Origin of the sequence: Mycobacterium sp., assembly GCF_032159565.1 — a bacterium.
GTDB lineage: Bacteria > Actinomycetota > Actinomycetes > Mycobacteriales > Mycobacteriaceae > Mycobacterium.
In genome coordinates this window covers 1-26,469 of sequence record NZ_JAVHWR010000083.1, presented here as the reverse complement: position 1 = coordinate 26,469, position 26,469 = coordinate 1, and the positions used below count along the sequence as shown (strand labels likewise).

Below are 26,469 nucleotides of genomic sequence, written 5' to 3'. Positions count from 1 at the left end.
CGGCACCGCCATTGTGGGAAGGGCATTCGGTCCGGTGATGGTCGCGTGGTTTCTCGCCATCGGCGCCTGCGGAGTCAGCGGCATCGCCGCGCATCCGGAGATTCTCAAGGCCCTGTCACCGACGTATGCACTGAGTTTCATCGCGGGGCACTTCGAGATCGCGTTTTTCGCGCTCACCGCCGTGGTGCTTGCGGTGACCGGAGCGGAAGCGCTCTACGCCGACATGGGCCATTTCGGCCGGAAGGCAATCACCCGAGGCTGGTTGTTTGTGGTGCTGCCGGCGCTGACGCTGAACTATCTCGGGCAGGGCGCCCTGTTGATCGGCGATCCGTCCACCACGCGCGCCCCCTTCTTCCTGCTGATTCCCAGCTGGGCATTGTGGCCGATGGTGTTGTTGGCCACGGCCGCAACGGTCATCGCATCGCAAGCCGTGATCACCGGCGCGTTCTCGTTGGCGTCCCAAGCCGCTCGCATCGGTTACCTACCGCGCATACGCGTGATCCACACGTCGGCGTCGCAAGAAGGCCAGATCTACGTTCCGTGGATCAACGGCCTGCTGACGGTCGCGGTTCTCACGCTGGTCATCACGTTCCGCAGCTCGGAGCGCCTGGCCTACGCCTACGGCATGGCGGTGACCGGGACGATCACGATCACCCTCTTGCTGTTCCTGTACTATGCCCGAACCCGATGGAATGCACCGTTGTGGCTGGTGGTCATCGGTGGTGGCCTGTTGCTGCTGATCGATCTGCTGTTCGTCGCCGCAAACCTGACCAAGGTCGTGCACGGCGCATGGCTGCCGCTGTTTATCGGCATCGTGGCGTTCACCGTGATGATGACCTGGCATCGCGGACGCGAGATCGTCACCGTGGCAAGGGAAAAGGTCGAGGGACCGCTCGACGATTTCATCGACGCGATCCGCGGCTGCGAACCGCCGATCGTGCGCGTTCCCGGTTCGGCCGTGTTCCTCAACCGCGGGAAAGAGACCGCACCCCTGGCGATGCGCACGTGCGTCAAGCACACCCATGTGCTCCACGAGCACGTCATCATCGTCTCCATCGAGACGCTTCCGGTGCCGCGCGCCCCGGAAACCGAGCGGATCCAGGTGGACGCTCTGGGCTACCACCAGGACGGGATCGTCTTCGTCACAGCCAATTACGGCTACATGGAGAAGACGCACATCTTGGACGCGCTTCGCAGCCTCACCCCGAAGCAGTCCGAGGGCAAGATCGCGATCGACGACGCGTCCTACTTCCTGTCCAAGCTCGAACTCGTGCGGGGTCATAAAAGGACCATGGCGCAGTGGCGCAAACGGCTCTTCATCGCGACGTCCTACATCACCGCCGATGCCGCGGAACGTTTCGGCCTGCCGCGCGACCGGACGGTGATCATGGGTTCGCGCATCGAGGTATAGACCCGGGTCAGCTGTAGACCGTCTGCCCGTCCTCGTCGATCAGGTAGCGCTCGGTTCCGTTTTCAACCCTTGGCGCGTCGGCGGCAAGCGAGACGGCGATCTTGTTGCTGGCGTTGCGCATGACATCCGCTGTCAGCTCGAACGATTCGGCTTCGGTGAAGTGCGCGCGGACGCCTCCGGCCACCTCCTGCGTGATATTCGCCGGTGTCCATATCAACGCGTCCGCGTACCGCAGCGCCGCCTTGTGTCGGTCGGTCAACGTGTCCGCCGTCTCGAACCACTCGATCTGCTCGTACAGCGACTCCGAACCGCCCGCATCCAATGCACGGCCCTCGCGCAGCGACTTGCACAGCCGGCAGTTGTGTTGCGTCGCCCCGCGCAACCGAACGACTTCGGTCGTCACCGGGTCGAGAGCCCGCAACCGGGCAACGCCGGGAAGGAATGCGTTGAACAGCACGTCACCGAGACCGCTGCCGTGATCCCAGGCGACCGCGTCGTTCCACGGCACCGGCAGGTCCAGCGCGTCGAAGCCGGCGCGCACCCTGGGCAGGAAGTCGGCGAAGTAGGTCAGCATCACCGCGGGGAACGCCGAACCGCCGAGCGTGGAGGTGAACCGGCCCCGCAGATCGTCGCTGACCGATGACACGTCGGCGCTGAACTGTTCGGCGAACTCGACGGCGACCGACTCCGCCTCGTCCGCCGGACCGTCGACGGTGATCTCGACGGGCAGCGGCGGCAGCGACAGCGTCTTGGCGCACGTCTGGCGCACCAGCGCACTGAGTCGGCCGTGCTCGGGCGGCGCGAGGGCGACCAGTCGGCCGAGTTGGCCGTTCAGCGGATCCTGCATCGTCGCATTATTGCGCCTGGCTCACCGACGACATGTGGAAGTCGGGAATCCGCAGCGACGGCATCGCCGCCCGAGTGGCCCAGTCGCCCCATTCGCGCGGCAGCGTGACCTCGCTGACGCCCGCCTGGCTGACCCGGCCCAAGAGGTCCAGCGGGCTCTCGTTGAACCGGAAGTTGTTGACCGCGCCCGTGACCTGGCCATCCTCGATCAGGTAGACACCGTCGCGGGTCAGCCCGGTCAAAAGCAGCACACCGGGGTCGACGACGCGGATGTACCACAGCGTGGTCAGCAGCAGTCCGCGCTCGGTCGCCGCGATCATGTCGGCAGGGCTGTCGGTACCGCCGGTCATCAGCAGATTGTCGGCGGCCACCGCGACCGGCGCGCCGAACTCGGCGGCGGCGGCCCGTGGATAGGCCAGCGCGTTGATCGTGCCGTCGCGGATCCAATCGACCCGGGCGATGTCCATGCCGTTGTCGAAAACCGAGACCCGCTCCGAGGAACTGGGCGTCGCTACGAACGGCAGGCATTCCAGGCCTGCGACCGCGGGATCGGAGTACACCGTCAACGGCAGGTCGGTGACCTTCTCCCCCACCCGCGTGCCGCCGCCGGGCGCCGAGAAGGCGGTGCGGCCCTCCTGCGCTCCACGGCCGTCCATCGACCACGACATGTAGATCATCAGGTCGGCGACGGCCGACGGCGGCAGAATCGTCTCGTAGCGCCCCGCAGGAAGCTCGACAAAATTCCGTGCCCACCCGAGCCGCGTCGAGAGCTCCTCGAGCATCGAATCGGTTGGCACGTCGACGAAGTCGGGAGTGCTGGTGCCCGCCCAGGCGCTGGCTCCATCGCGCTTGGCGTTGATCTCGACCGACCCGGTCGGTTGGGTGTAGCGCCGCCGCAGTCCGCACGATGTGGCGACGAACGTCGTCTCCAGGATGTGGCGTGCGTATCCGTACAACCGGTCGGCGCGGGCAAAGCCGTGCGTCAGCGCTTCTGCGACGCCGCCGAAGACATCGACGCCGGTGCCGGGAATCGGGGCGTCCCAACCATTCGCCGCCTCCCCGGCGGGCAGCGGTGGCGCGCTGTCGCGGGCTTCCGGCGCCGACAGCGCCGCGTTCTGCGAGGCCGCCACCAGTGCGGGGATGACCGCCGGATCGACCTCGCTGGATGTCAGCGATGCCACGTGGCCGCGGTCGCCGCGACGCACCACGGAGATCACCGTGGTCCTTCGCTGCACCGAAACACCGTTGGTGGTCATCGAATTGTTCGCCCACCGCAGTGCGGCGTCACTGCGGTCGGTGACCAGCACGATCGTTTCGTCGGCCTTGCCCAACCGCGCCGCCTCGGCCAACACGATGTCGACGACCTGCTGCGCTCTGATCACCGCTAGCGTCCTCCTTCGGTGCGGGTGTTGAGCACATTGATCCCGCGGAACAACGCGGACGGGCAGCCGTGGCTGACCGGGGCCACCTGTCCAGGTTGCGCCTTCCCGCAGTTGAACGCGCCGCCCAGCCGCCACGTCGACGGACCGCCGATTGCTTCCATCGCACCCCAGAAGTCGGTGGTGGTGGCCTGATACGCCACATCGCGCAGTTGCCCGTCGAGCTTGCCGTCCGTGATCCGGAAGAACCGCTGTCCGGTGAACTGAAAGTTGTACCGCTGCATGTCGATCGACCAACTCTTGTCGCCGACGATGTAGATGCCGTCCTCGACCCGCGCAATGAGGTCGTCGGTGCTCAGGCCATCGACGCCGGGCTGCAGCGAGACGTTGGCCATCCGCTGGATCGGCACGTGATGCGGGGAGTCGGCGTACGAGCAGCCGTTGGACCGCGCAATCCCCAACCGCGGCGCGAACACCCGGTCAAGCTGGTAGCCGACGAAGGTACCGTCGCGCACCAGATCCCACCGCTGCGCCTGCACGCCCTCGTCGTCCCAGCCGACCGTCGCAAGCCCGAAGTTCTCGGTGCGGTCGGCGGTCACGTTCATGACCGCCGAGCCGTAGCGCATCGCGCCCAGCTTGTCCGGCGTGGCGAACGACGTACCCGCGTAGGCGGCCTCGTAGCCGATCGCGCGGTCGTATTCGGTGGCGTGGCCGATCGATTCGTGGATGGTCAGCCACAGGTTGGAGGGATCGATGACGAGGTCGGTCGGCCTCGGTGTCACGCTCGGCGCCTTGACCTTCTCCGCAAGCAGCGTCGGCAGTTCGGCGAGCTCGTTCGACCAGTCCCACACGTCGTCGCCGTCGACGGCCTCCCAGCCGCGCCCGGTCGGCGGGGCCAACGTGCGCATGGTTTCGAACGACCCCGCCGCGGCGTCGACGGTCACCGCCTCCAGCGTCGGTTGCACCCGCACCCGCTGCTGCGTGATCGACGAGCCCGCCGTGTCGGCGTAGAACGTCTGCTCCTTGACCGCGTGCAGGCTGGCCGACACGTGGTTCACGCCGTCGGCGGCCAGCAGCCGGCCCGAATACTCCGCGAGCAGCCCGATCTTGTCGGCCGCCGAGACCGAGAACGGGTCGATCCGGTAGTCGGACACCCAGCTGACCCCGGCGTACACCGGTTCGGGGGCCAGCGCGATCGTCTCCGCGTTGAGCGGCGCCAATGTGCGCGCCACCGCAACCGCGCGGCGAGCCGTCTCCGCCGCGACGCCGGCATCCAGCTCGGCGTTCGACGCGAAGCCCCACGTGCCGTCCACGATCACCCGCACCGCGAAACCGACCTCGCGGTCGACGACGGAGGTCTCCAGCTCGCCGTCGCGCAGCGCCAGAACCTCGTTGACGATGCGGTGGATGCGCAGGTCGGCGTGGCTCGCGCCGGCCGCAAGGGCGGCAGAAAGCGCGGCGTCGGCGAGCTGACGGCGGGGCAGCTCGAGGAAGTCGGGGTCGACTTGGCGGGGTGCGCTCACGGCTACACCGTAGTTCGACCGCGCCGCGCCCGCTTTAATGGCTCGGTGGCGGTCAATCGGGTGCGCACAACGGCAGTGGGGTACGCGCTGCTGGCGCCCAGCCTGTTCGGTGTCGTCACGTTCCTGCTGCTGCCGATGCTGGTGGTCGTCTGGCTCAGCGTGCACCGCTGGGACCTGCTGGGGTCTATTCAGTATGTCGGACTGGACAATTGGCGTTCTGTGCTGACGGACTCGTCGTTCGCCACGTCGCTGGTGGTGACGGCGCTGTTCATCGTGATCGTCGTGCCCACCCAGTCGGTGCTCGGTCTCATCGCCGCCGCCATACTGGCCCCCGGACTGCCCGGCAGCGGGTTCTTCCGCACGTTGTACGTGCTGCCGTGGATCAGCGCGCCACTGGCGATTGCGGTGCTCTGGCGGTGGTTGCTGGCCCCGACCGACGGTGCGGTGAGCACGCTGCTGGGGCACCGGGTCGAGTGGCTGACCGACCCGGACCTCGCGCTGCCCGTGGTTTCGGCCGTCACGATCTGGACCAACGTCGGTTACGTGACGCTGTTCTTCCTCGCAGGCATCCTCGCGATTCCCGGCGACATCCAGAACGCGGCACGCACCGACGGCGCCAACGCGTGGCAACGCTTTCGCCGCATCACGTTGCCGATGCTGCGGCCGACGCTGTTCTTTGTCCTCGTCACCGGAGTCATCAGTGCGGCGCAGGTCTTCGACACCGTGTATGCGCTGACCGCGGGCGGACCGCAGGGCCGCACCGACCTGATCGCTCATCGCATCTATGCCGAGGCGTTCGGCGCCGCCGCGGTCGGGCGGGCGTCGGTGATGGCCGCGGTGTTGTTCGTCCTGCTGGTCGGTGTGACGGTGGTCCAGCATCTCTACTTCCGCAGGCGGATCACCTATGACGTCGTTTAGCCGGGCCGCGTCGGCGCCGGTCATCTACGCCGCGCTGGCCGCAGGCGCATTGATCACGCTGGCGCCGTTCGCCCTCGGGCTGCTGACATCGTTCACGTCCGCGGAGCAGTTCAACACCGGCACGCCGCTGTCGTGGCCGAGTCCGCCGACGGTGGACAACTACGTCGGCCTGGCCGATGCCGGGTTCGGCCGCGCGCTCGTGGTGACGGCGTTGATGACCGCCGTCATCCTGGTCGGCCAACTGACGTTCTCGGTGCTTGCGGCATATGCGTTCGCGCGGCTCGAGTTCCCCGGCCGCGACGCGTTGTTCTGGCTGTACCTTGCGACGTTGATGGTGCCCGCCACGGTGACGGTGGTGCCGCTGTACCTGATGATGGCGCAGGCTGGTCTGCGCAACACGTTCTGGGCGTTGGTGCTGCCGTTCGTGTTCGGCTCGCCGTACGCAATCTTTTTGCTGCGCGAGTACTTCCGCGGGATCCCTGCCGATCTCATCAAGGCGGCACGCATCGACGGAGCCAACACCCTCGACGTCCTGGTGCACGTCGTGCTCCCCGCCGGCAAGCCGATTCTGGTGACGCTGTCGCTGATCACCGTTGTCAGCCAATGGAACAGCTTCATGTGGCCGCTGGTGATCACCAGCGGCGGCAAGTGGCAGGTGCTGACGGTGGCGACGGCCGGCCTGCAGTCTCGCTACAACGCGCAGTGGACGTTGGTGCTGGCCGCGACGACGGTGGCGATCGTCCCGCTCGTCCTGCTGTTCATCGCACTCGGCAGGCACATCGTGCGCTCCATCGTGGTGACGGGGCTCAAGTGAGCCTCCGTCCGAAATACTCCACGATGGTCGCAACGACACTGGCCCTCACGATGGCCGTGCTGCTCGTGGCGGCGGTGCTGCTGGGCCGATCGCCGGAGCCCGCAGGCAGGACGGTGGTCACCGTGCGGCTGTGGGACGAACAGGTCGCGGCCGCATACCGCGAATCGTTCGACGAGTTCACCCGCCTCCATCCAGGCATCGACGTACGGGTCAACGTGGTGGCGTACGGCACCTATTTCGACACGCTGCGCACCGACGCCGCGGGCGGCAGCGCCGACGACATCTTCTGGCTGTCGAATGCGTACTTCGCGCAGTATGCCGACAGCGGTCACTTGATGGACATCGCGAAAACGTTGGGGCGCAAGGCCGCAACGGGCTGGGATCCGTCGGTAGCCGGCCAGTTCACCCGAAACGGCGTGCTGTGGGCGGTGCCGCAGCTGACCGATGCGGGCATCGCGGTTTACTTCAACGCCGACCTCGTCAAGGCGGCGGGCGTGGATCTGCGGCAACTCCTCGCGATGCGTTGGTCCCCCGGCGATGTCGACACCCTGCGTCCGCTGCTCGCCCGGTTGACCGTCGACGCCGACGGACGACGGGCCGACGAACCCGGCTTCGACGCGGGCCGCATACGGCAGTGGGGGTACAACGCCGCCAACGATCTTCAAGGCATATACCTGAATTACATCGGCTCGGCAGGCGGGAGGTTCTCCGACGGCGACCGGTTCGCGTTCGACAACCCCGGGTCCGTCGCGGCGTTCGACTACCTCGTCCGTCTGATCAATGACGACCATGTCGCGCCGGCGGCGGCGGACACCAACGGCAACGGCGACTTCTCCCGCAATCAGTTCCTGCAGGGCAGGATGGCGCTGTTCCAGTCCGGCACCTACAACTTGGCGGCGATCGCCGAGCAGAGCCGCTTCCGGTGGGGCGTCGTCCCGATGCCCGTCGGGCCGGTGGGCCGGGTGAGCGTCACCAACGGCATTGCCGCTGCGGGCAATTCGGCGACCGGACATCCCGACGCCGTGCGGCAGGTGCTGGACTGGATGGGCAGCGCCCGCGGCAATCAATATCTCGGTGCGCACGGTGCGGCCATCCCGGCCGTGCTCGCGGCGCAGCGCGTCTACTTCGACTACTGGGCGCGGCGCGGCGTCGACGTCGGCCCGTTCTTCCGGGTGCTCGACGCTCCGCGGATACCCGCGCCCGGCGGCCCGGGATTCCCCGCCGGCTACCAGGCGATGGAACCCTACTTCGACGAGATGTTCCTCGGCCGCTCCGACGTGGCGACAACGCTGAGCGATGCCCAGGCCGCCGCCAACGCCGCGGCCGAGCGCTAGGTCGTTCCGAGCAGCGTCAGTTCCAGTGCCAGCGCAGCGCCGCAGACCAGCGAAACCAGCGAAAGCGCAACCCAGTCGCGCAGTTTGGGCCCCGACGGCGCCGCGGAGATTTGGCCGGCTCCGCCGCGCGCGGTGATCGCGTCGCCCATCTCGTCTGCACGCCGGAGCGCGACTATGACGGCCGCTGCGATCAGGTCGATGACTTCGAATGCCCAGCGACGCCTGCGGGCCCGCCGCGTCGTCAGCACAGGCTTGGGACGCAGGCTGCGCGCGGCATACAGGGTCCGGAACTCGTCGATCAACATCGGGAAGGCGCGCAGCGCCAGAGCCAGCGCGACCGCCCACTCGTCGACCGGTATCCGTAGCCGGCGCAATGGTCTTCCGAGTTTCGCGACAGCGGGCGCGATCTCGGCGACATTGGTCGTCCACGACACCATGCCGCCCAGCGCCAGCAGCACGATCGACAGCGCGGTGATTCGCAGGAACTTCAGCAGTCCGCCCAGACCGAGGTCCTGCCCGAAGAGTGCGATGACCGGACTGCCGCCCGCCAACGCGGCGGTGACACCGCCGAGCATCAACAGGAACCACAGCCAGCGCGGTATCGACGGCAGGGCGCCGCGCGGAATCCGGGCCAGCCACGCCGTGATGAGCACGAGAGCCGCGACGGCCCCGATCGGCACCCAGCCGGGATAGAACGTCAGCAGCACGCCGATCGCCGCGACCGCGATGAGTTTCGTTCCCGCCCAGAGGTCATGGACGACCGTGCGGCCGGGCACTGGCCGCAGCAGGACGACCGGCCGCCGTTGTTGTCTGCGTGCTGGCGCCGTCATGACATACCTCCGGCGGCCGTCGGCGCCGGCGCCAGCACACCGTCCTGCAGATGCAGGATGCGCGGGCACAGGTCTTCGAGTCCGGTGAAGTCGTGCGAGATGACGATGACGGTAAGGCCGGCGTTTCGGCGAAGTTCCTCGAGCAGTCGCAACAGTCCGCGCGCGCTGGCCGCGTCGAGTCCGGCCAGTGGTTCGTCGAGGATGAGGGCGCGCGGCGATCGCGCCAGCAGCCCTGCCAGCACCACCCGACGCATCTGCCCGCCGCTGAGCTGATCGATCCGGCGGTCCGCCAGCGCCGCATCCAGCCCGACGGTGGCCAGTGCCTCGATCACCCGCGCACGGTCGTGCGGTGAGAAGCCGGCCGCCGATGCGACTTCCACATCGACCCGGCTGCGCAGCAACTGCAGTCGGGCGGCCTGAAAGGAGATCGCCACCGCGCCCACCTGATCGGACACCGGAGCACCGTCGAGCAGACAACTGCCGCTCGTCGGCACGGCAAGGCCTGCCATGATCCACGCCAGCGTGGACTTCCCCGAGCCGTTCAGGCCGTGAATCAGCACGCCGTCGCCCTCGTCCACCGCGAAGTTGATGTTCCGCAATGCCTCTGTGGCCCACGGAGTAGCGCTGCCGTATTCGTGGTTCACGTCGATGAGTTCCAGAACCGGGGCGTCACCTCGCGGTTTAAGGGGGCCGGTGGCATCCGGGGCCGCGGTCGTCTCCACCATCTCGGTGTTGTCGGTCGCTCCGCGGTTTCCGGTCAGGTCGATCGCGCGGTCGGCCGAGCCGGCCTCGTCGTTGTAGTGCGTGATGTGAACCAGCGCCATGCGGTGGTGCTCGGTCAGCCCGGACAGCACACCCATCAGTCCGTCGCGGCCGTCCTGGTCGACCATGCTGGTCACCTCGTCGGCGATCAGCAGCGACGGCTCCCTGGCGAGCGCCGCCGCCACAGCGAGGCGCTGCAGTTCGCCGCCCGACAGGCCGCCGGTGTCGCGCTCGGCCAGGCCGTCGAGGCCGACCTCGGCGAGAAGCCGATGCACGTCGGTGACGGTGCCGGACGGCAGTCCCCACACCACGTCGTCGGCGACCCGGGTTCCGAGCACCTGGCTCTCCGGGTGCTGCAAAATCACCGCGGTGCCGCCGAGCCGGCCCAGCCCCACCGAGCCGGGACGCTCGACAGTGCCCGAGGAGGGCTCGCGGCCCGACAGCACCAGCATCAGCGTGGTCTTGCCGGACCCGTTGGGCCCCGTCACCGCGACGTGCTCGCCGGGTTCGACCGTCAGCGACACCGGGCCGAGTGCGTCGTGGTCGCTCTTCGGGTACCGGAACCGGACATCGGTGAGCCGCACCGGCACCGGCGCCACCGGGCGGGCGTCCTTTGCGGAATCGAGCTTGTGCACGTCCGGGATCACGACGAGCCGGTTGATCACCTGGGACAGCGCCCACCAGCCGAGCAGCATGACGATGGTGATGCTGAGCACCGATGACCCGCCGAGCAGAACCGGCCAGTAGTGAAGCGCGGTGGCGAAGTCGTGCCGCAGACGCTCGGCGAGGTGGTCCAGGTCGGGCAGCCACCACCACTGGGGAAAACTGGTGAGGGCAGCGGCGATACCGTCGACGTTGGCGGTCATCGATTCGAAGATCAGGTGCCGCAGCCGGACCAGCACCGACAGCGCAGCCACGACGGCGCCGCCGAACACCGCACCGGCGACGAGTCCGACGAGCACGACAGTCGGCCACCCGCGGCCGCGCCTGAGAATGAGGCCGATGAGCAAGCCGATATAGGCGCAGTTGATCACCGTCATGAAGCCGCCCATGCCGGCGATCAGGAACGCGATGGTCGCGCCCGCAACCGTCGCGGCGATCAGCACCCGAACGCGGAACCGGTAGACCAGCAGGCCCATCGGCACGTTGCCCAACAGCGATACACCGCCGGCGAAGGGCACAACGACCGCGATGATGGCGGTGGCTGCGCAGAGCGCCGCCATCACCGATGCGTGCGCCAGCTCAACGGGTTGCAGCGAACCCCGTCGGCGAGTATTGCTCGCACGGCGGGTCGCAGTCATTGCACAAGTCTGCCAGTCGCGGCTCAACAATCCTTTGGCAGCGCTGTGAGCGCCGACACGCGGCCTGCCGATTGATACGCATAGCGAAACTATGTAATTATGGAATGGTGACTCCGACCCTTGGCGCCGACCTGCTCGCCGCGGTGGCGCGACTCAACCGCCTGGCGTCGCAGCGGGCCCGCATACCGCTGCCGTCCGCACAGGGGCGGCTGCTGTCCACGATCGAGGATCAGGGCGCGGCGCGCATCTCCGATCTGGCCACGCTCGACCACTGCTCGCAACCGACGATGACCATGCAGGTGCGCCGGTTGGAGGACGCGGGTCTGGTGTCACGCGCCGTCGATCCCGACGATGCGCGGGCTGTGCTCATCCGCATCACCCCTGAAGGTGTCGACATGTTGCGGCGGGTTCGCGTCGACCGCGGCGCTGCCATCGATCCGTATCTGGAGCGGCTGAATGACGCCGACCGCCAGACGCTCGACGACGCCGTTCGCGTGATGCGCAAGCTGCTCGAAGACGCGGCAGCCCCGAAACCGACCGTCAAATAAAACAGATCCAGTTAGGAGTAGCCGCACCATATGTGGCGCCAACCCAAGGCCGTCTGGGCCGTCGCGTTCGCCTCTGTCGTCGCTTTCATGGGGATCGGCCTCGTCGATCCAATCCTGAAGCCGATCGCCGACAACCTCAACGCCTCACCGTCTCAAGTCTCGCTGCTGTTCACCAGCTACATGGCGGTGATGGGCGTGGCGATGCTCATCACGGGCGTGGTCGCCAGCCGCATCGGCCCCAAGCGGACGCTGCTGCTCGGCCTGGTGGTGATCATCGCAGGCGCCGGATTGGCGGGCATGTCCGACACCGTGACGCAGATCGTGGGCTGGCGGGCACTGTGGGGCCTGGGCAACGCGCTGTTCATCGCGACCGCGCTGGCCACCATCGTCAACTCCGCACGAGGATCGGTCGCACAGGCGATCATCCTCTACGAGGCGGCGCTCGGACTGGGGATCGCCGTCGGTCCGCTGGTCGGCGGCGTGCTCGGGTCGATCTCGTGGCGCGGCCCGTTCTTCGGGGTATCGGCGTTGATGGTGATCGCGCTCATCGTGACCGCATTCCTGCTGCCGTCGACGCCGCGTGCCGAACGCGCCACCACACTGGCCGATCCCTTCCGCGCACTGCGCCACCGCGGCCTGCTCGGCGTCGGCATCACCGCGCTGCTGTACAACTTCGGGTTCTTCACCCTGCTGGCCTTCACGCCGTTCCCGCTCGACATGAGCGCCCATCAGATCGGCCTGATCTTCTTCGGCTGGGGCCTCGCGCTGGCATTCACCTCCGTCGCGGTGGCACCGCGTCTGCAGCACCGATTCGGTACCGTGCCAACGCTTCTGGTCAACCTGCTGGCGATGACGACGACCCTGGTGGTGATGGCGCTCGGCACCGACAGCAAGGCTGTGCTCGCGGCGTGTGTGGTGGTTTCCGGGTTGTTCATCGGCATCAACAACACGCTGATCACCGAGACGGTGATGAAGGCTGCGCCGGTGGAACGCGGAGTGGCTTCGGCGGCATACAGTTTCGTGCGGTTCTCCGGAGCCGCGGTGGCGCCGTGGCTTGCCGGCTTCCTCGGTGAACAGGTCAACGTGCACCTGCCGTTCTGGGTGGGCGCCGCCGCGGTTCTGCTCGGCGCGGGTGTGCTCGCGATGACGCGACGTCACCTCACCGGAATCGACGTCGAGGAAAGCGAGCTCGACGGGGTCACCGACCACGCGGAGTCGATCACCGTCGGCAGCGAAAGCTGATCGGCTACAGCATCGAATCGACGAGCGTGCCGACCACGTAGGTGGCGGCGATCGCTATCCCGCCGAACACCAGCTGCCGCAGTGATGCCCACCAGAAGGGTCTGCTTGTGAACCGGGCCGCGATGCCGCCCGCGATTGCCAAGCCGATACCGCCGCAGGCCAATCCGGCCGCCAGCGACTCGAACCCAAGCAAATACGGGAGGAGTGGCACGACGGCACCGATCGCGAACATGACGAACGAGGAGATGGCCGCGATCCACGGCGACGGCTTCTCGGACGGGTTGACCCCCAGCTCCTGAACGAGATGGAAGTTCACCGCCCGGCTCTCATCGCGGTGGATCTCGTCGGTGGCCTGCACGGCGGTCTCGCGGCTCATGCCGAGATTGACCAGCATTGCCACCAGCTCGGCCCGCTCCGCTTTCGGATGCTTCTCGAAGGCCCGCCGCTCCACCCGGACCTCGGAGTCGATCTGTTCGTTGGCGGTGGTGACCGAGGTGTACTCGCCGAGCGCCATCGAGAAGGCCCCGGCAAGCAGGCCCGCCACACCGCTGATGACGACGGTTTGGGTACTTGCCGCCGCCGCTACGCCCGCGATCAGGGCGGTATTGCTGACCAGACCGTCCATCGCGCCGAAGGTGGCCGCGCGCAACCACCCACCGGACACATCCGAGTGCCGGTGTCCCCCAACATGGGGCATCCCTGTCGGCGATAGCGCCGCCTCGTTCGACTCGGCCATGGCACCGATTCAACGGCATCGGTTTCGCCAGGTCTAGCCAGGTTTGCCTACGTTTGCCACATCACAGTTTCCGCCGAGCGCCAACGGGCTACCGTCTGGGTATGACCACCACTGCGGAGCATGTACGCAACACGCTGGACGGCCGCTGGCGCGATGTGAAGAACCGGATGCGGCAGGAGCTGTCCACCGAGATCTTCAGACCGCACTACACGCCCAACACCGTGATCGCCCGCACCAAGGTGGCCGAGCAGTTGAAGATCATGGCCAACCGGGGCGCCGCCGAGGACGGCTTCAAGAAGGAACACGGCGGCAACGGCGACGTCGGCGCGGCGGTCACCCAGATCGAGATGCTCGCGATGTCCGACCTGTCGCTGATGGTCAAGGCCGGCGTGCAGTGGGGTTTGTTCGGCGGTGCGATCGAGAACCTCGGCACCGAGCGGCATCACAAGAAGTACGTCAAAAAGCTCATTGACCTCGACCTGCTCGGCTGCTTTGCGATGACCGAGACCGGTCACGGCAGCGACGTGCAAGCCATCGAGACGACGGCGAAGTACGACGCGTCGACACAGGAGTTCGTCATCGACTCCCCCACCCGCACCTCCCGCAAGGATTACATCGGCGGTGCTGCCGAAACCGCGCGCGTGGCAGCTGTTTTCGCGCAGCTCATCACTCCCGACGGGCAAGGCCACGGCGTCCACTGCTTCGTCGTGCCGATCCGCGACGACGAGGGCAACGATCTGCCGGGCGTGACGACTTCTGACTGCCACTACAAGGGCGGCTTACCCGGTGTCGACAACGGCCGCATCCAGTTCGACCAGGTGCGGGTTCCGCGCGAGAACCTGCTGAACAAGTACGCCGACGTCGCCGAGGACGGCACGTACTCCTCGCCGATCGAGAACCCGAACCGCAGGTTCTTCACGATGCTCGGCACGTTGATCCGCGGCCGGGTCACCGTGGGCGGCAGCGCTGGTGCGGCGGCGCGGGTGGCGCTGGACATCGCGACCCGATACGCGTTGGAGCGCAGGCAGTTCTCCGCCCCCGGCGACGAGGACGAGGTTCTGATCATGGACTACCTGGTGCACCAGCGCCGGTTGTTCCCGTTGATCGCCAAGTCGTACGCGCTGCAGTTCGCGCAGAACGAGCTCGTTGCCAAGTGCCACGAGCTGCAGACGTCGGATGACCCCGACGCCGAAGAGCAGCGCGAGCTGGAGTCCCGTGCCGCGGGCTTGAAGGCGGCCAATACCTGGCATGCGACCCGCGCCGTCCAGGAGGCGCGCGAAGCATGCGGCGGCGCAGGATATCTCGCCGAGAACCGGTTGATCGCACTGAAGGCCGACACCGACGTGTTCACCACATTCGAGGGCGACAACCACGTGCTGACCCAGTTGGTGGCCAAGGAGCTGCTGACCGCCTACGCCGACGACATCAAGGGCATGAGCCCGGTGGAATGGGTGCGGTTCGCCGTCAACTTCGCCGGTGAGCGGGTGCTGAAACGCACTGCGGCCGAAACGATCATGCAGACCGTCCTCGATACGCGGCAGGACAACGAGGAGGAGGGCAGCCTATTCAACCGCGGCACCCAGGTGAAGATGTTCGAGGACCGCGAGGAGTACATGCTCGCGACCGTGGCCCGTCGGCTGCAGGGCAAGTCGAAGGAGATGAGCGCGTTCGATGCGTTCAACTCGGTGCAGGACCACGTGCTGCACACGGCGCGCACACACATCGACCGGATCATTCTCGAAGCGTTCGTGGCCGGCATCGACTCCTGCGAGGACGACGAAGCCCGCAAAATCCTCAACATGGTGTGCGATCTGTATGCGCTGTCGGTGATCGAAGAGGACAGGGCGTGGTTCATGGAGCATCGCTTCCTGTCCACCGAACGCGCCAAGGCGGTGACCCGCGGCATCAACGAGCGGTGCCGAGATCTGCGGCCCTACGCGGAGTTGCTCGTCGACGGGTTCGGAATCCCCGAACAGCTGCGCTACGCCGAGATGTTGCATCCCGAGAACATCCCCGACGCAGACGAGCACCACGAGAAGGACGCAACCAGCTCCGGCACCATAGAGCCGAAGTAGGTCTCCGCCCAGCTACGGGGTGGGTATCGGATCGAGTGACTTGATCTTGCCGTCGTCGCCGATCTGGAACCGAACCGCCGCAATGCCGGTCGGGCAGCACGCCGGCTCCTGTCCCTGCCGCCACTGGTACTGCACGTTCGCGGTGTGGTTCCCGGTCGATATGACGTTGATGTAGCTCCGCGGCTCGGGCGTGGCCGGGCCGAGGGCGGTGGTGCGGTCGAAGAACAGCACCTGCATGGGGCTGTCGGATGCATCGCCCGCCTTGGTCACCACCCAGTTCAGCCGGCAGTCAGGGGTATTGCCGCGGGCGGTTTCGCGCCACCGCGGACCCTGCGGGAGGCCCGCGATCGCCTGTTGGACGGTGTCGGTGTCCGGCGCATCCGACGACCCACAGGCCTGGGTACTGGTCGGCGGTGGGGACGGTGGGCTCCAGCCGCAGCCGATGGCGAAGGCGCCAACCGCCATCGACGCGGCGAGCAGGCGAATTCGTCGCATGCCCGCGAGCTTACGGACAGCGCACCTACCCGATCAGAAGACGATCGTCGGCTTGTACATGTCGATCCACACCGCCAGATCCAGCACGCGTTCGATGCGGGTCCGTTCTACCGGCGCGAGCTGGTGCGGGTCCAGACCGATGAGATGCTCCAAGGCGGCGGAGTCGATCAGGCTGAAGAACGCGTCGTCGCCGGAGCCGAAGAGGTCCTCGGCGTGCGCCTGGATCGCCGCCCCGTATTGAGGGTCTGATTGGGAGGGATAAGGGCTCTTGACCCGATTCACCACCGACTCGGGCAACACGTCGCGCGTCGCGCCGCGCAGCAGGCTCTTCTCGCGGCCGTCGTAGGTCTTCAACGACCACGGGGTGTGGTAGACATATTCGACGAGCCGGTGATCACAGAACGGAACGTGCGCCTCCAGGCCGACGGCCATGCTCATCCTGTCCTTGCGGTCCAACAGGATTCGCACGAACCGAGTCAGATGCAGGTAGCTCATCACCCGCATGCGGTGCGTGAAGTCGTCCTCGCCGTCGAGCCTGGCGACTTCGGCGACGGCCCCGGTGTAACGGTCGTGCATGTAGGTGTCGAGGTCGACGGCGGCGCGCAGAGCAGGAGTGAGGATCGCACCGGTGGTGTCGATGGGTCCGTCGCCGATCGCGATCCACGGGAACGCGTCGGTCTGCTGCACCGCAGGATCGAATTGCCGGTAGCCGCCGAAGATCTCGTCCGCCGATTCGCCGGAGAGCGCCACCGTCGACTCCTGGCGGATCGCCTTGAACAGCAGGTAGATGTCGCCGAGCCCCAGCGGCATGTCGCGCGCCCCGACCACTTTGCGTCGCAGATCGAGGTCTGCCAGCGCATTGTGGTCGAGCACGATGTCGGTGTGGTCCGAGCCGACATGTTTGGCAACATCATGGACGTACGCCGTGTCCATGGTCTCGCGCATCGGGTTCGGCTTGAAATTCTCTGCCTCGCCGCAGCAACTCACAGCTGAAACGTAAGCAGGAGAAGGCGATTCACACAAAAAGAGGCAGGCGCCACAAAGGAATGACGCCTGCCCTTTCAGCGTTAAGGCGACTATCCGGCCGTGAGCGCCTTCTTCCCGTAGACCCGCTCCAGCAGTGCGGTATCGCCATGCACGTCCATGCGTACGGTCTTGCCGTTGCGGATGGTCATGATATCGACGTCCTCACTCGTTTCGCCCTCGACAGTCACCTCGGTGATCGCCGCGACGGTGTCGCCCTCGGCCAACAGCCTCTTGACCGTCACCGTCGGCGACTTCTGGGCCAGCCTACCCATGAACTCCATGACCTCAGCCTTGCCATGGAAGGTGCCGCTGATGGCACTTCGTCCCGGCTGCACCCATTCGATGTCGTCGTCGAACAGATCCATCACTGCTTGAACATCACCCGCTGAGAAGGCGTCGTAGCCCTTCTTGACGAGTTCCTTGTTTTCCTGTTCGGACACTTTGGAGACCCCCTTCGCGTATCCGGTAACTCGACCGCGACAGTGGCCGTACCGGGGAACTGCAGGGTGCAACTCCTTGGCCAGTCGGGCCGTTCGCCGCCAAACACATTCTCGTCTCGGTTACCGGAGATTCAGCGCGATTCGCAATACGAGTTCGCGGGCTATTGCGCAGGCAAGAAGTTTCTCCGACATAGCCTCGAGCGACTACGGGATTCGAGCGGTGCGAGGTCTGTGTGCATCCCGGTGTGGGTCGTACTATTCGGGCGACGGTATGGAGTCGCAGTTCGGCGTGGTCGGTACCCCGTTGAACCGGTCGGCCACCCATTGCATGCTGCGCTCGCCATCTACGAAGTAGGAGAGTATGTGAAGCATCCCCAACTTATTCTGGAACGGGTGTAGATAGTCGGTCCACAACTCGACATCGGCGCCCTTGGCACACCAGTCCACCGCCAATTGCCGTGCCCCGTGCCACGGCATCACCGGGTCCCACCGGTTGGATTCGATGTACACCGGCGCTTTAGGTTTCAAGGTGCCGATCCGCTGAAGATCTTGAACCAATTTGAATTGCGGGTTATTGAACACCTCGTCAGGCGGCGGGATGAAGTATTCGTTCAAGTGATGGAAACCGAAGGTCAACCCGGTCTCGACAATGCATTGGTCCCGGGTCCGTCTCACCAGGTCTTCGCCGTAGACGGAGAGTATCGGCATGATCTGTGCCTCGGCCGGGGGGTAAGCGGCGATAATCCCGTTGAGTATGTAACCTAGCACTCCCATCATGATGCTGCCATCGGCAAATGGCGCTAACAGGCTCGGATCGGCCGGCGGTGCACCAGCCCAGGCGCCCACCAGGTTCAGTTCCGGGGCGTACGAGGGCGCCATCTCGGCGGCGGCGGCGGACGCCGCGCCGCCTTGCGACCAGCCCCAGAATGCCACCGGCCCATTGGGTTCCAGAGAAGTACCGGGAAGCTGCATGGCCGCTCGCGCGGCGTCGATAACGACGTGAGCCTCCGAGAGGCGGTTCCCGAACGGCGCTGGCGCCGGTGTGCCCATGCCTTCGTAATCGGTGACCACGATGGCGAACCCGCGGGCCACCATCGTCGCTATGAACGTCTCCTCGTATCCAGGCATGATGTCCAGACCGCTGGAGAAGTGGATGCCCTGATTGAACAGCCGTGACGGCGCGCACTGGTCGCCAAGGCCGTACATCCCGACGGCATACGAGATCAGCGGACGGGGGCCCTGGCCGGGCCACGGATTGTGGGGCTCGAAGTACGTGCCGGTCACCGCTGTGGGTTGACCAAGTGCACCCGTGCTGCGGTACATGATCCGCGTTCCATCCGCGACAAACGCACCAAGTTGACCCGACGGCTCCAGTACGAGATGCGACGGTTCCGTGCGGATCAGATCGCCGGGCTTACCGGGCGGCAGCGGGTCGGGCGGGGTATAGAACTCCTGATACTGAAGTCCCGGCGGGTCGGGTGGATCCGCGCGCGCCACAGAACCAGAAGTCATAGCGAGCACACCGATCAGAGCAGCGACGAACACCCGGATGGCGGCCCACCGTATCGGGACGTACCAGGGCGAGCGGCGCTGGATGCCTGCTTTCAGGGCAACCTCCTGAATTTGAGCCTTCATCCCACCCCCGTGTGCTGGGCCAACATGCACGCGTCATCGGACGGTATCTAACCACCCGGACGCCCCCGTCACAGTGAGCGTTCCACACCAAGCCGCGACGCGCCTGTTATATCCCCGTAATGATCCATCTCGGGCCAATAACCCTCGGCTCAAGGCTCAGCCGATCGGCGCGTTCTGCACGCAAACATGACCATCCTTCGGCCAAACACAGATCTGGCCCAAGATCGCGGGATGGCATGCGGCGGTTGGTCGTCCGAGCCACGCCGGTTGGAGCTCGTTAGGGCAACTCGCGGAAGCCGCTCAGTAATTGCTACAGGTGCTGGCGACCTGCTGGACATCTAAAGCGTACTGCTGCCCCACTGGCGTAGCGAGCACCTGCTGCGCAATCTGTTGACGCTGTTCCACCGGCGAGGCGATGAAACTGCTCAACATGGACTGTGCCATGGGCTGCCCATTGAACTCGTCGGCAGCTTGGGGCGATTGTGCGCTAAGCGCAGCCACGACCTGCGGATAGCTGCAGGTTGTGTTCACAAGCGGGCCCAGGTCAGGCGCTGCGGACGCGACGCCGACGCCAACCGTCAACGACAACGCCATCCCCCCGAACACGACAGCAACCTTCGTCGAATGCTTCATTTCCGTATACCTTCCACACTTGCCCACTCGGCGGGGCGGGCATCCTCCCAGCAACGACGGTAGCAAGGTGCCGCGCGGGTTGTGCCCGATTCAGCAACTCAATCTGTGTTTGCCATATCTGCCGTTTACGCGCTGCGGTATTCCCCGGAAGGCTCGGTTTCGGGTCGGCTCATTCGCGGCCTGCCGGGGCTGTTGACCGTTGAAACGGCCGTCGCCGTGATTGCAAGGATTTGCCTACTTCAGCGGGAGTAACGCAGCACAAAGCCAGATGGGTTCACTGATTGCTCGTAGGGCCGCACCCCTGAGCATGGCCGACGCCGCAAGTACATTCGGTTTCATCGCGAGGGAAACGATGCACTCTTTCGTCGATGGTCTGACGCCGCGCAGGAACTGCAGCAGGGCGCGGAGTTCGTGGGTCGATCACTCGAAACGCCGCCAGATGCGTTATAGAGTCACACGGTCACGGCGACGAGAGTGAGCACGTATCGAAGAGTGCCGACAAAGCCGGCTGCTGTGATGCCTGCTCCCCCGGGTGGACTCGAACCACCAACCCTTCGGTTAACAGCCGAATGCTCTGCCAATTGAGCTACAGGGGATTGCCCCGCCCGCGAGGGTCTGCCGCGGACCGAGGGTTGACTTTAGCTTACGTGCGGGTCGCGCCGCCAATGGTCTCCCGGCCGGGCACACACCCCCACTCGTGAGGCAGGATGGACACCGTCGCACCGTCTTTTGGGAGGGGCCCTGTGTTCCGGTATGTCGCCGTATTGGCCGTCGGGTATGTGTTGGGCACCAAAGCCGGCCGGCGCCGATATGAGCAGATCGCGGGCACCTATCGCGCCGTCACGGAAAGTCCTGCCGCCAAGGCCGTGATCACGGCGGGACGCCGCAAAATCGCCGACCGCGTCTCACCGGACCCGGAGATGGTGACGTTGACGCCGATCGATGGCGACACCGCGGTGCTCAGGCCGCAGACGACGGCCGAAAAACGGCGCTAGTTGGCGCCGTTCGTCCAGGTCTGGCCCGGCAGCAGGTAGTTGTTGTTGTAATTGTTGGGACCGTACTGGCCAAAGGGCGTGCCGATGTTGATCGGCGTGCCGCCAGCGCCGTCCAGGCAGATGCCGTCTTCCAAATTGCCGAAGTGCGACCGGCAGCCGGACGGAAGGGCCTGGTAGTCGTGGGGGGCAGAGGTCGAAATCGTGGTCGCGGCGAAAGCCGGCCCGGCAGCGGCCATCACCGCAAAGGCGCCGAGGACGATCATCCGACGAGTCTTTTTCGAAGCCACCAAATTGCCTTTCACCAGTGGGCCTAGGGCGTCTACACCATAACGGGTTGAGCCTGGTTACGCAGTAAGGTCGTCGCCGTTGGCCTTTTCCAGCAGGCTGCGGCGATAAGCCTCCATGGCGACCAGGTCGCCGAACAGCGCGTGGTATTCGTCCCCCTGCTCCACCGGGGACATCCGCTGCAGCTTCGATTTGACCTCGGCGATCCGGCGTCCGACCGCCACCTCCTGCAGACGGGCCAGCACTCCGCTGATGTAGCGCGGCAATCTCTCGTCGTCCTCGACGCTGATCGATTCCACGCCGAGCTCGTGGACAAGGCTCGCCGCCGCGTCCGATCCCGTCTGCTGGCGCACCGCGTCGATCCACTCCGCACCCGAGGCGCCCGCCGATGTGCCGCCCGCCGCCGCGACGGCCGCCCGCACCGCCGAGTATCCCGGGTGGGTGAAGGTCTCCGGCGTCAGCGCGTCGAACACCGGGCCCGCCAACGCGGCGTACTGCAATGCGGACTTCAAGGCCTCACGCTGCGGCCACAGTGTCGGATCGCGCGGATCGGGCCGCCCCACCGTCGTCGCGGGCGGGGCTTTGGAGGGACGCCGGGGCCGTGCACCCTGCGCCGATCCTTGCTTGCCGCCGCTCTTCGACTGGTCTCGGACTCTGCCGATCACCTGAGCGACGTCGTCCCAGCCCACCCAGCCGGCCAGCTGGCGCGCATATTCGTCGCGCAATGTCGGGTCCTTGATCCGCGCCACCATGGGCACGCAACGGCGCAGCGCGTCGACCCGCCCCTCGGCGTTATCGAGGTCGTGGTCGGCGAGCGCAGTGCGAATCGCGAACTCGAACAACGGTGTTCGGCGTGCCACCAGATCGCGCAGTGCGCCGTCACCAGATTTCAGCCGCAGATCGCACGGGTCCATCCCGTCGGCGGCCACCGCGACGAAAGACTGCCCGGCCAGGTTCTGCTCACCCTCGAGCGCCTTGACCGCGGCGGCCCGACCGGCCGCGTCGCCGTCGAACACGTAGATCAGTTCGCCGCGAAAGAAGTTGTCGTCCATCATGAGTCGTCGCAGCATCGCCAGGTGTTCGTCTCCGAATGCGGTGCCGCAGGACGCCACCGCAGTGGTCACCCCGGCCTGATGCATCGCCATCACATCGGTGTAGCCCTCGACGACCACCGCCTGATGAGCCTTGGCGATATCACGCTTGGCATGGTCGAGGCCGAAGAGCACCGACGACTTCTTGTAGAGCACGGTCTCGGGCGTGTTGACGTACTTCGCCTGGTTCTGGTCGTCGTCGAAAAGTCTGCGGGCGCCGAAGCCGATGACCTCGCCGCTGGACACCCGAATAGGCCACAGCAGCCGCCGGTGGAAGCGGTCCATCGGGCCACGCCTGCCCTCCCGTGACAGCCCGGCGGCTTCGAGCTCCTTGAACTCAAACCCCTTGCGCAGCAGATGTTTCGTCAACGTGTCCCAGCCCGACGGCGCGAAACCACAGCCGAAACGCGCCGCCGTCTCGGCGTCGAAATTGCGGTCGAGCAGATACTGGCGAGCTGGCGCGGCCTCGTCGGACTTCAGCGCCTCGGCGTAGAACTCCGCAGCGGCGGCGTTGGCGGCGATCAACCGGCTGCGACTCCCGCGGTCGCGCTGCACGCTGGTCGCTGCGCCCGTGTAGGTGACGGTGTAGCCGACCCGGTCGGCCAGCAGCTCGACCGCCTCGACGAAGCTGACGTGCTCCATCTTCTGCACGAACGCATACACGTCGCCGCCCTCGCCACAGCCGAAGCAGTGGAAGTGGCCGTGGTTCGGCCGCACATGAAACGACGGGGACTTCTCGTCGTGGAACGGGCACAGACCCTTCAGCGAGTCGGCTCCGGCGCGACGCAACTGGACATAGTCGCCGACCACGTCTTCGATTTGGACACGTTCACGAATGGCCGCGATATCGCGATCAGGGATCCTTCCCCGACCCCGAGTCGCTTCGCTCCCACCCGCCGAACCGGCCACCGAATCAGTCTAGAGCGGGTTCCAACCGCTCCAGTCGGCCTTCGGTGAACGACGCTATCTGGTCGATGACCACCCGCAGCCGCTCACCGTCGTCGGCCGCCGCGTTGAACGCGGGCACGAAGATCGGGTCGAGCGTGGCGGGCGCACCGGCCGACAACCACTCCGCGACTCGGTGGATCCGGTCACGCTGGCGGCCCTGCAGGTCCAGGTGCCGCGGATCGGACATGATGAACTGCAGCGCCAGCACCTTGAGCAGCGTCACCTCGGCGCGCACGAGAGCCGGTACCCGCAGATCGGTGGCATAGCGGACCAAGGGGCCCGGCCCTGCCTCGGCCCTGGTGGCCGCGATCGCGGCCGACGCGAACCGCCCGACCAGCTCACTGGTCAGCTTCTTCAGCGCTACCGACGCGGCCAGCGTGGCGTCGTACTTGCCGACGGCGGCGACCATCGGCAACTCGGACAGCCGCCCCGCCGCCGACACCAGGTCCTCGGCGGACAGCCCCCCGCCCATCCCGCTCGACTGCCCCAGTCGACCGAGCTCGGCCGCGGCGTCGTCGTCGGCGAGCACGCGCATGTCGATCCGGCCCGACACCACTCCGTCCTCGACGTCGTGCACCGAGTACGCCACGTCGTCGGCCCAATCCATCACCTGAGCCTCCAGGCACGGGCGGAACTGCGGCGCCCGCTGCCGCATCCAGTCGGCGGCGGCCGTGTCGTCGCCGTAGAAGCCGAACTTGCTCCGCTGAGGACTGCGCTGCCACGGATATTTCGTGACGGCGTCCAGCGCCGCCCGCGTCAAGTTCAAACCTGCGCTGCGATCCTGTGCGTCAAGAACTTTGGGCTCCAGGCGAGTCAGGATCCGGAAGTTCTGCGCATTGCCTTCAAAGCCACCGTGTTCGTCGGCGATCTCGTCCAGGGCGCGCTCGCCGTTGTGCCCGTACGGCGGGTGCCCGATGTCATGGGCGAGCCCCGCCATGTCGACGAGATCGGGATCACACCCCAGCCCGATCGCCATACCGCGGCCGATCTGGGCCACCTCGAGGGAGTGCGTCAGTCGGGTGCGCGGAGTGTCGCTCTGGCGGGGTCCGACCACCTGCGTCTTGTCGGCCAGTCGACGCAGCGCCGCACAGTGCAGTACGCGGGCCCGGTCGCGGGCGAAGTCGGTGCGGTGTTCGGTGTCCGTCCCCGGTAACGCGGCACTCTTCGCCGGCTCGACCACCACACGTTGCCGGTCGAACTCGTCGTATGCGTCGTTGTTCATGGCCACCGAGGCACAGTCTGCCAGGACTCTTCGCCGGTACCGGCTGTCTCGGCCTGTCACCGCACTAGATTGGCGATCATGCGTATCGCCCGCCTGCTCGGTCTCGTCCTCGCGATCCTGGCCGCCGGGGTCCTGCTGGCACCGACTGCAGGAAGCGTGCCCCCGTTCCGGTTGCCGGGCTACGTCACCGACCAGGCGCAGGTGCTCAACGGATCGCAGCTATCCGAGGTGAAACAGGCGGTCGACCGGCTCTACAGCAAGCGCCAGATCCGGCTGTGGGTGGTCTACGTCGACAGCTTCTCCGGCCAGGGCGCGGTCAACTGGGCCGAAAGTACAAGGCGCGAAAGCGACTTGAGCAACGAGGATGCAATCCTCGCCGTCGCGACAACCGATCGTTCCTACGCCTTCCTCGCCGGCCCGGCAACCGGGCTGAACAGTAGCGAAGTGAGTGACCTACGCCGCACCCGAATCGAACCCGCACTACGCGACAACGACTGGGCGGGCGCCGCGATCGCCGCCGCCGACGGCATGGACAAGCCGGCCGGTTCGGGGTCCCGGTTCTCCCCGTTCGCCTTGCTGGCGGCGCTGGCCGTCCTCGTCGTTCTGGTGTTGCTGCTGTGGTTGTGGTCGCGGCGGCGACGCCGTAAGCGCCGCGAGGCCGAGTTCGCGGCGGCACGTCGCGTCGACCCCTCCGACCCCACCGCGCTCGCCGCGGTTCAGATCGATGCGCTCGACGACCTTTCGAAGTCGATGGTGGTGGACGTCGACAACGCCGTCCGCACCAGCGACAACGAATTGGCCTTGGCCGTCGAGGAATTCGGCGACAAGGAGACGGCGCCGTTCACCAAGGCCGTTACGGCCGCGAAAAGCACACTGGCGCAGGCATTCAACGTGCGCCAGATCCTCGACGACGCCATCCCTGAGACGGCTTCGCAACGGCGCGACCTCCTGACCCGCGTCGTCGTGGCGGCCGCCAAGGCCGACCGGGAACTCGACGCTCAGCGGGAGGCGTTCACGCAGTTGCGAGATCTCGTCATCAACGCCCCCAGCAGGCTGGACGCGATGACCCAGCAGATGGTCGACCTGACCGCGCGCCTGGAGCCCTCGTCGCAAGCGTTGGCTGCGCTGCACAAGCAATTCGCGGACGCGGCGCTGGCTTCCGTGGCGGGCAACGTGGAGACCGCCAAACAGCGACTCGCCTTCGCCGACCAGAACATCACCACCGGTCGCAACCTGGTGTCACGTCCGGCCGACCGACAGACCGGACTCGTCGACGCAATCCGGGCGGCGGAGTCGGCGCTCGGTCAGGCGCGCACGCTGCTCGACGCGGTGGACAGCGCCGCGACCGACATCAACCGCGCGATCGGCACCCTGCCGTCGGCCATCGCCGACATCCAGAACGGCATCAAGTCAGCGGGCGATCAGCTGGCGCGGGGCGACACGTCGCGTGAAGCCGAACTCAGCGCCGCACGGGATGTCGCCGTCAAAGCCGTCGCCGACGCACAGAGCACCGGCGCCACAGATCCGTTGGGCGCGTTCACGACATTGACCCAGGCCGACGCCGAGCTGGACCGGCTGCTGGCCAGCGTCGCCGAGGAACGCGAGGCGGCCGACCGGCTCAGCCGCACATTCGACCAAGCGCTGTTCAACGCGCAGTCGCGAGTGCGGGCGGTGTCCGACTACATCGACGTGCGCAGGGGGGCCATCGGGCCGGAGGCCCGCACTCGGCTCGCCGAATCCGTGCGGCAGCTGCAGGCTGCGCAGGACAAGCGGGATACCAATATCAGCGAGGCGATCGCGCATGCGAACGGCGCGGCGATGTTGGCGTCGCAGGCGCAGTCGATGGCGACCGCCGATGCTCAGGCGGCGCAGCGCGCGTATGCGGGGCGGTACGGCAGCGGGGGTGGCTCCAACATGGGTGCGGTGCTCGGCGGCATCATCCTCGGCAACATCCTCAGCGGCGGCGGGATGGGCGGCGGC

23 protein-coding genes and 1 tRNA gene are annotated in these 26,469 nt (G+C 66.6%); 9 read left to right on the top strand and 15 right to left on the bottom strand.

The annotated features are described in order from the left end of the window. Window positions 1–1,411, top strand: a 1,411-nt coding sequence (locus QOC76_RS10625) for a KUP/HAK/KT family potassium transporter (RefSeq protein WP_526356792.1), incomplete at its 5' end; no start/stop codon positions are given. Between the two features lie 7 nt (window positions 1,412–1,418). Here QOC76_RS10625 and QOC76_RS10620 read toward each other — a convergent pair. From QOC76_RS10620 to QOC76_RS10610, 3 genes are read right to left on the bottom strand one after another with little or no spacing between them, the layout of a single operon-like run. Further along, a complete protein-coding gene (locus QOC76_RS10620; protein WP_526356791.1) occupies window positions 1,419–2,258 on the bottom strand; it encodes a carboxymuconolactone decarboxylase family protein in 840 nt (279 codons plus the stop codon). 7 nt (window positions 2,259–2,265) lie between these two features. Continuing rightward, a complete protein-coding gene (locus tag QOC76_RS10615; protein WP_526356790.1) occupies window positions 2,266–3,639 on the bottom strand; it encodes a metallopeptidase TldD-related protein in 1,374 nt (457 codons plus the stop codon). A 2-nt stretch (window positions 3,640–3,641) separates the two neighbouring features. Then, entirely contained in the window at window positions 3,642–5,159 is a 1,518-nt protein-coding gene (locus tag QOC76_RS10610; protein ID WP_526356789.1) for a metallopeptidase TldD-related protein, read from the bottom strand. Window positions 5,160–5,204: 45 nt separating this feature from the next. On the opposite strand from QOC76_RS10610, the gene QOC76_RS10605 reads away from it, so the two are divergent. Genes QOC76_RS10605 through QOC76_RS10595 form a run of 3 tightly spaced genes read left to right on the top strand, consistent with a single transcriptional unit; the run spans window position 5,205 to window position 8,225 of the window. Beyond that, window positions 5,205–6,077 (top strand): carbohydrate ABC transporter permease, encoded by an 873-nt coding sequence (locus QOC76_RS10605; protein ID WP_526356788.1) that lies wholly within the window; start codon window positions 5,205–5,207, stop codon window positions 6,075–6,077. Then, window positions 6,064–6,891 (top strand): carbohydrate ABC transporter permease, encoded by an 828-nt coding sequence (locus QOC76_RS10600; RefSeq protein ID WP_526356787.1) that lies wholly within the window; start codon window positions 6,064–6,066, stop codon window positions 6,889–6,891. Before QOC76_RS10605 ends, QOC76_RS10600 begins: the two co-directional genes overlap by 14 nt. Window positions 6,892–6,914: 23 nt before the next feature. After that, a complete protein-coding gene (locus QOC76_RS10595; protein ID WP_526356796.1) occupies window positions 6,915–8,225 on the top strand; it encodes an ABC transporter substrate-binding protein in 1,311 nt (436 codons plus the stop codon). Here QOC76_RS10595 and QOC76_RS10590 read toward each other — a convergent pair. Beyond that, on the bottom strand, window positions 8,222–9,055 hold the full coding sequence (locus QOC76_RS10590; RefSeq protein WP_526356786.1) for an energy-coupling factor transporter transmembrane component T family protein: 834 nt from the start codon (window positions 9,053–9,055) through the stop codon (window positions 8,222–8,224). The two genes, QOC76_RS10595 and QOC76_RS10590, sit on opposite strands and share 4 nt — an antisense overlap. After that, window positions 9,052–11,118: an ABC transporter ATP-binding protein gene (locus QOC76_RS10585; protein ID WP_526356785.1), complete on the bottom strand. Its 2,067-nt coding sequence runs from the start codon at window positions 11,116–11,118 to the stop codon at window positions 9,052–9,054. The genes QOC76_RS10590 and QOC76_RS10585 overlap by 4 nt, the downstream gene beginning before the upstream one ends. A gap of 107 nt (window positions 11,119–11,225) precedes the next feature. Here QOC76_RS10585 and QOC76_RS10580 point away from each other — a divergent pair, with 107 nt between their 5' ends. Both QOC76_RS10580 and QOC76_RS10575 read left to right on the top strand, forming a co-directional pair. Further along, window positions 11,226–11,666, top strand: coding sequence for a MarR family winged helix-turn-helix transcriptional regulator (locus QOC76_RS10580; protein WP_526356795.1), 441 nt, complete (start codon window positions 11,226–11,228; stop codon window positions 11,664–11,666). 30 nt (window positions 11,667–11,696) lie between these two features. Further along, window positions 11,697–12,908, top strand: a complete 1,212-nt coding sequence (locus QOC76_RS10575) for an MFS transporter (protein ID WP_526356784.1) — start codon at window positions 11,697–11,699, stop codon at window positions 12,906–12,908. Between the two features lie 4 nt (window positions 12,909–12,912). Here the strand turns inward: QOC76_RS10575 and QOC76_RS10570 are convergent, their stop codons facing one another. Continuing rightward, window positions 12,913–13,644 carry a VIT1/CCC1 transporter family protein gene (locus QOC76_RS10570; protein ID WP_526356783.1) on the bottom strand — a complete coding sequence of 244 codons (732 nt, stop codon included), beginning with the start codon at window positions 13,642–13,644 and terminating at the stop codon, window positions 12,913–12,915. Window positions 13,645–13,745: 101 nt separating this feature from the next. Here QOC76_RS10570 and QOC76_RS10565 point away from each other — a divergent pair, with 101 nt between their 5' ends. Then, window positions 13,746–15,719, top strand: coding sequence for an acyl-CoA dehydrogenase family protein (locus QOC76_RS10565; RefSeq protein ID WP_526356782.1), 1,974 nt, complete (start codon window positions 13,746–13,748; stop codon window positions 15,717–15,719). Between the two features lie 12 nt (window positions 15,720–15,731). On the opposite strand, the gene QOC76_RS10560 is transcribed toward QOC76_RS10565, so the two are convergent. The 6 genes from QOC76_RS10560 to QOC76_RS10535 all read right to left on the bottom strand — a co-directional run bounded on the left by QOC76_RS10560 (window position 15,732) and on the right by QOC76_RS10535 (window position 20,544). After that, entirely contained in the window at window positions 15,732–16,214 is a 483-nt protein-coding gene (locus QOC76_RS10560; protein WP_526356781.1) for an LppP/LprE family lipoprotein, read from the bottom strand. 33 nt (window positions 16,215–16,247) lie between these two features. Further along, complete coding sequence (locus QOC76_RS10555) at window positions 16,248–17,159, bottom strand: asparagine synthase-related protein (protein ID WP_526356780.1); 912 nt, start codon at window positions 17,157–17,159, stop codon at window positions 16,248–16,250. Between the two features lie 131 nt (window positions 17,160–17,290). Next, window positions 17,291–17,680 (bottom strand): nuclear transport factor 2 family protein, encoded by a 390-nt coding sequence (locus tag QOC76_RS10550; protein WP_526356779.1) that lies wholly within the window; start codon window positions 17,678–17,680, stop codon window positions 17,291–17,293. A 255-nt stretch (window positions 17,681–17,935) separates the two neighbouring features. Then, on the bottom strand, window positions 17,936–19,192 hold the full coding sequence (locus tag QOC76_RS10545; RefSeq protein ID WP_526356794.1) for a lipase family protein: 1,257 nt from the start codon (window positions 19,190–19,192) through the stop codon (window positions 17,936–17,938). Window positions 19,193–19,615: 423 nt separating this feature from the next. Further along, window positions 19,616–19,948, bottom strand: a complete 333-nt coding sequence (locus QOC76_RS10540; RefSeq protein WP_526356778.1) for a hemophore-related protein — start codon at window positions 19,946–19,948, stop codon at window positions 19,616–19,618. A gap of 523 nt (window positions 19,949–20,471) precedes the next feature. After that, window positions 20,472–20,544, bottom strand: a tRNA-Asn gene (locus QOC76_RS10535). Between the two features lie 147 nt (window positions 20,545–20,691). Here QOC76_RS10535 and QOC76_RS10530 point away from each other — a divergent pair. Next, window positions 20,692–20,943: a hypothetical protein gene (locus QOC76_RS10530; RefSeq protein ID WP_526356777.1), complete on the top strand. Its 252-nt coding sequence runs from the start codon at window positions 20,692–20,694 to the stop codon at window positions 20,941–20,943. On the opposite strand, the gene QOC76_RS10525 is transcribed toward QOC76_RS10530, so the two are convergent. The 3 genes from QOC76_RS10525 to QOC76_RS10515 all read right to left on the bottom strand — a co-directional run bounded on the left by QOC76_RS10525 (window position 20,940) and on the right by QOC76_RS10515 (window position 24,489). Beyond that, complete coding sequence (locus QOC76_RS10525; RefSeq protein WP_526356776.1) at window positions 20,940–21,206, bottom strand: DUF7155 family protein; 267 nt, start codon at window positions 21,204–21,206, stop codon at window positions 20,940–20,942. The two genes, QOC76_RS10530 and QOC76_RS10525, sit on opposite strands and share 4 nt — an antisense overlap. An 81-nt stretch (window positions 21,207–21,287) precedes the next feature. Then, window positions 21,288–23,228, bottom strand: coding sequence for a DNA primase (dnaG, locus tag QOC76_RS10520; protein WP_526356775.1), 1,941 nt, complete (start codon window positions 23,226–23,228; stop codon window positions 21,288–21,290). A 4-nt stretch (window positions 23,229–23,232) separates the two neighbouring features. Then, window positions 23,233–24,489, bottom strand: coding sequence for a deoxyguanosinetriphosphate triphosphohydrolase (locus QOC76_RS10515; protein ID WP_526356793.1), 1,257 nt, complete (start codon window positions 24,487–24,489; stop codon window positions 23,233–23,235). 78 nt (window positions 24,490–24,567) lie between these two features. On the opposite strand from QOC76_RS10515, the gene QOC76_RS10510 reads away from it, so the two are divergent. After that, on the top strand, window positions 24,568–26,469 hold a 1,902-nt coding region (locus tag QOC76_RS10510; RefSeq protein ID WP_526356774.1), incomplete at its 3' end, for a TPM domain-containing protein.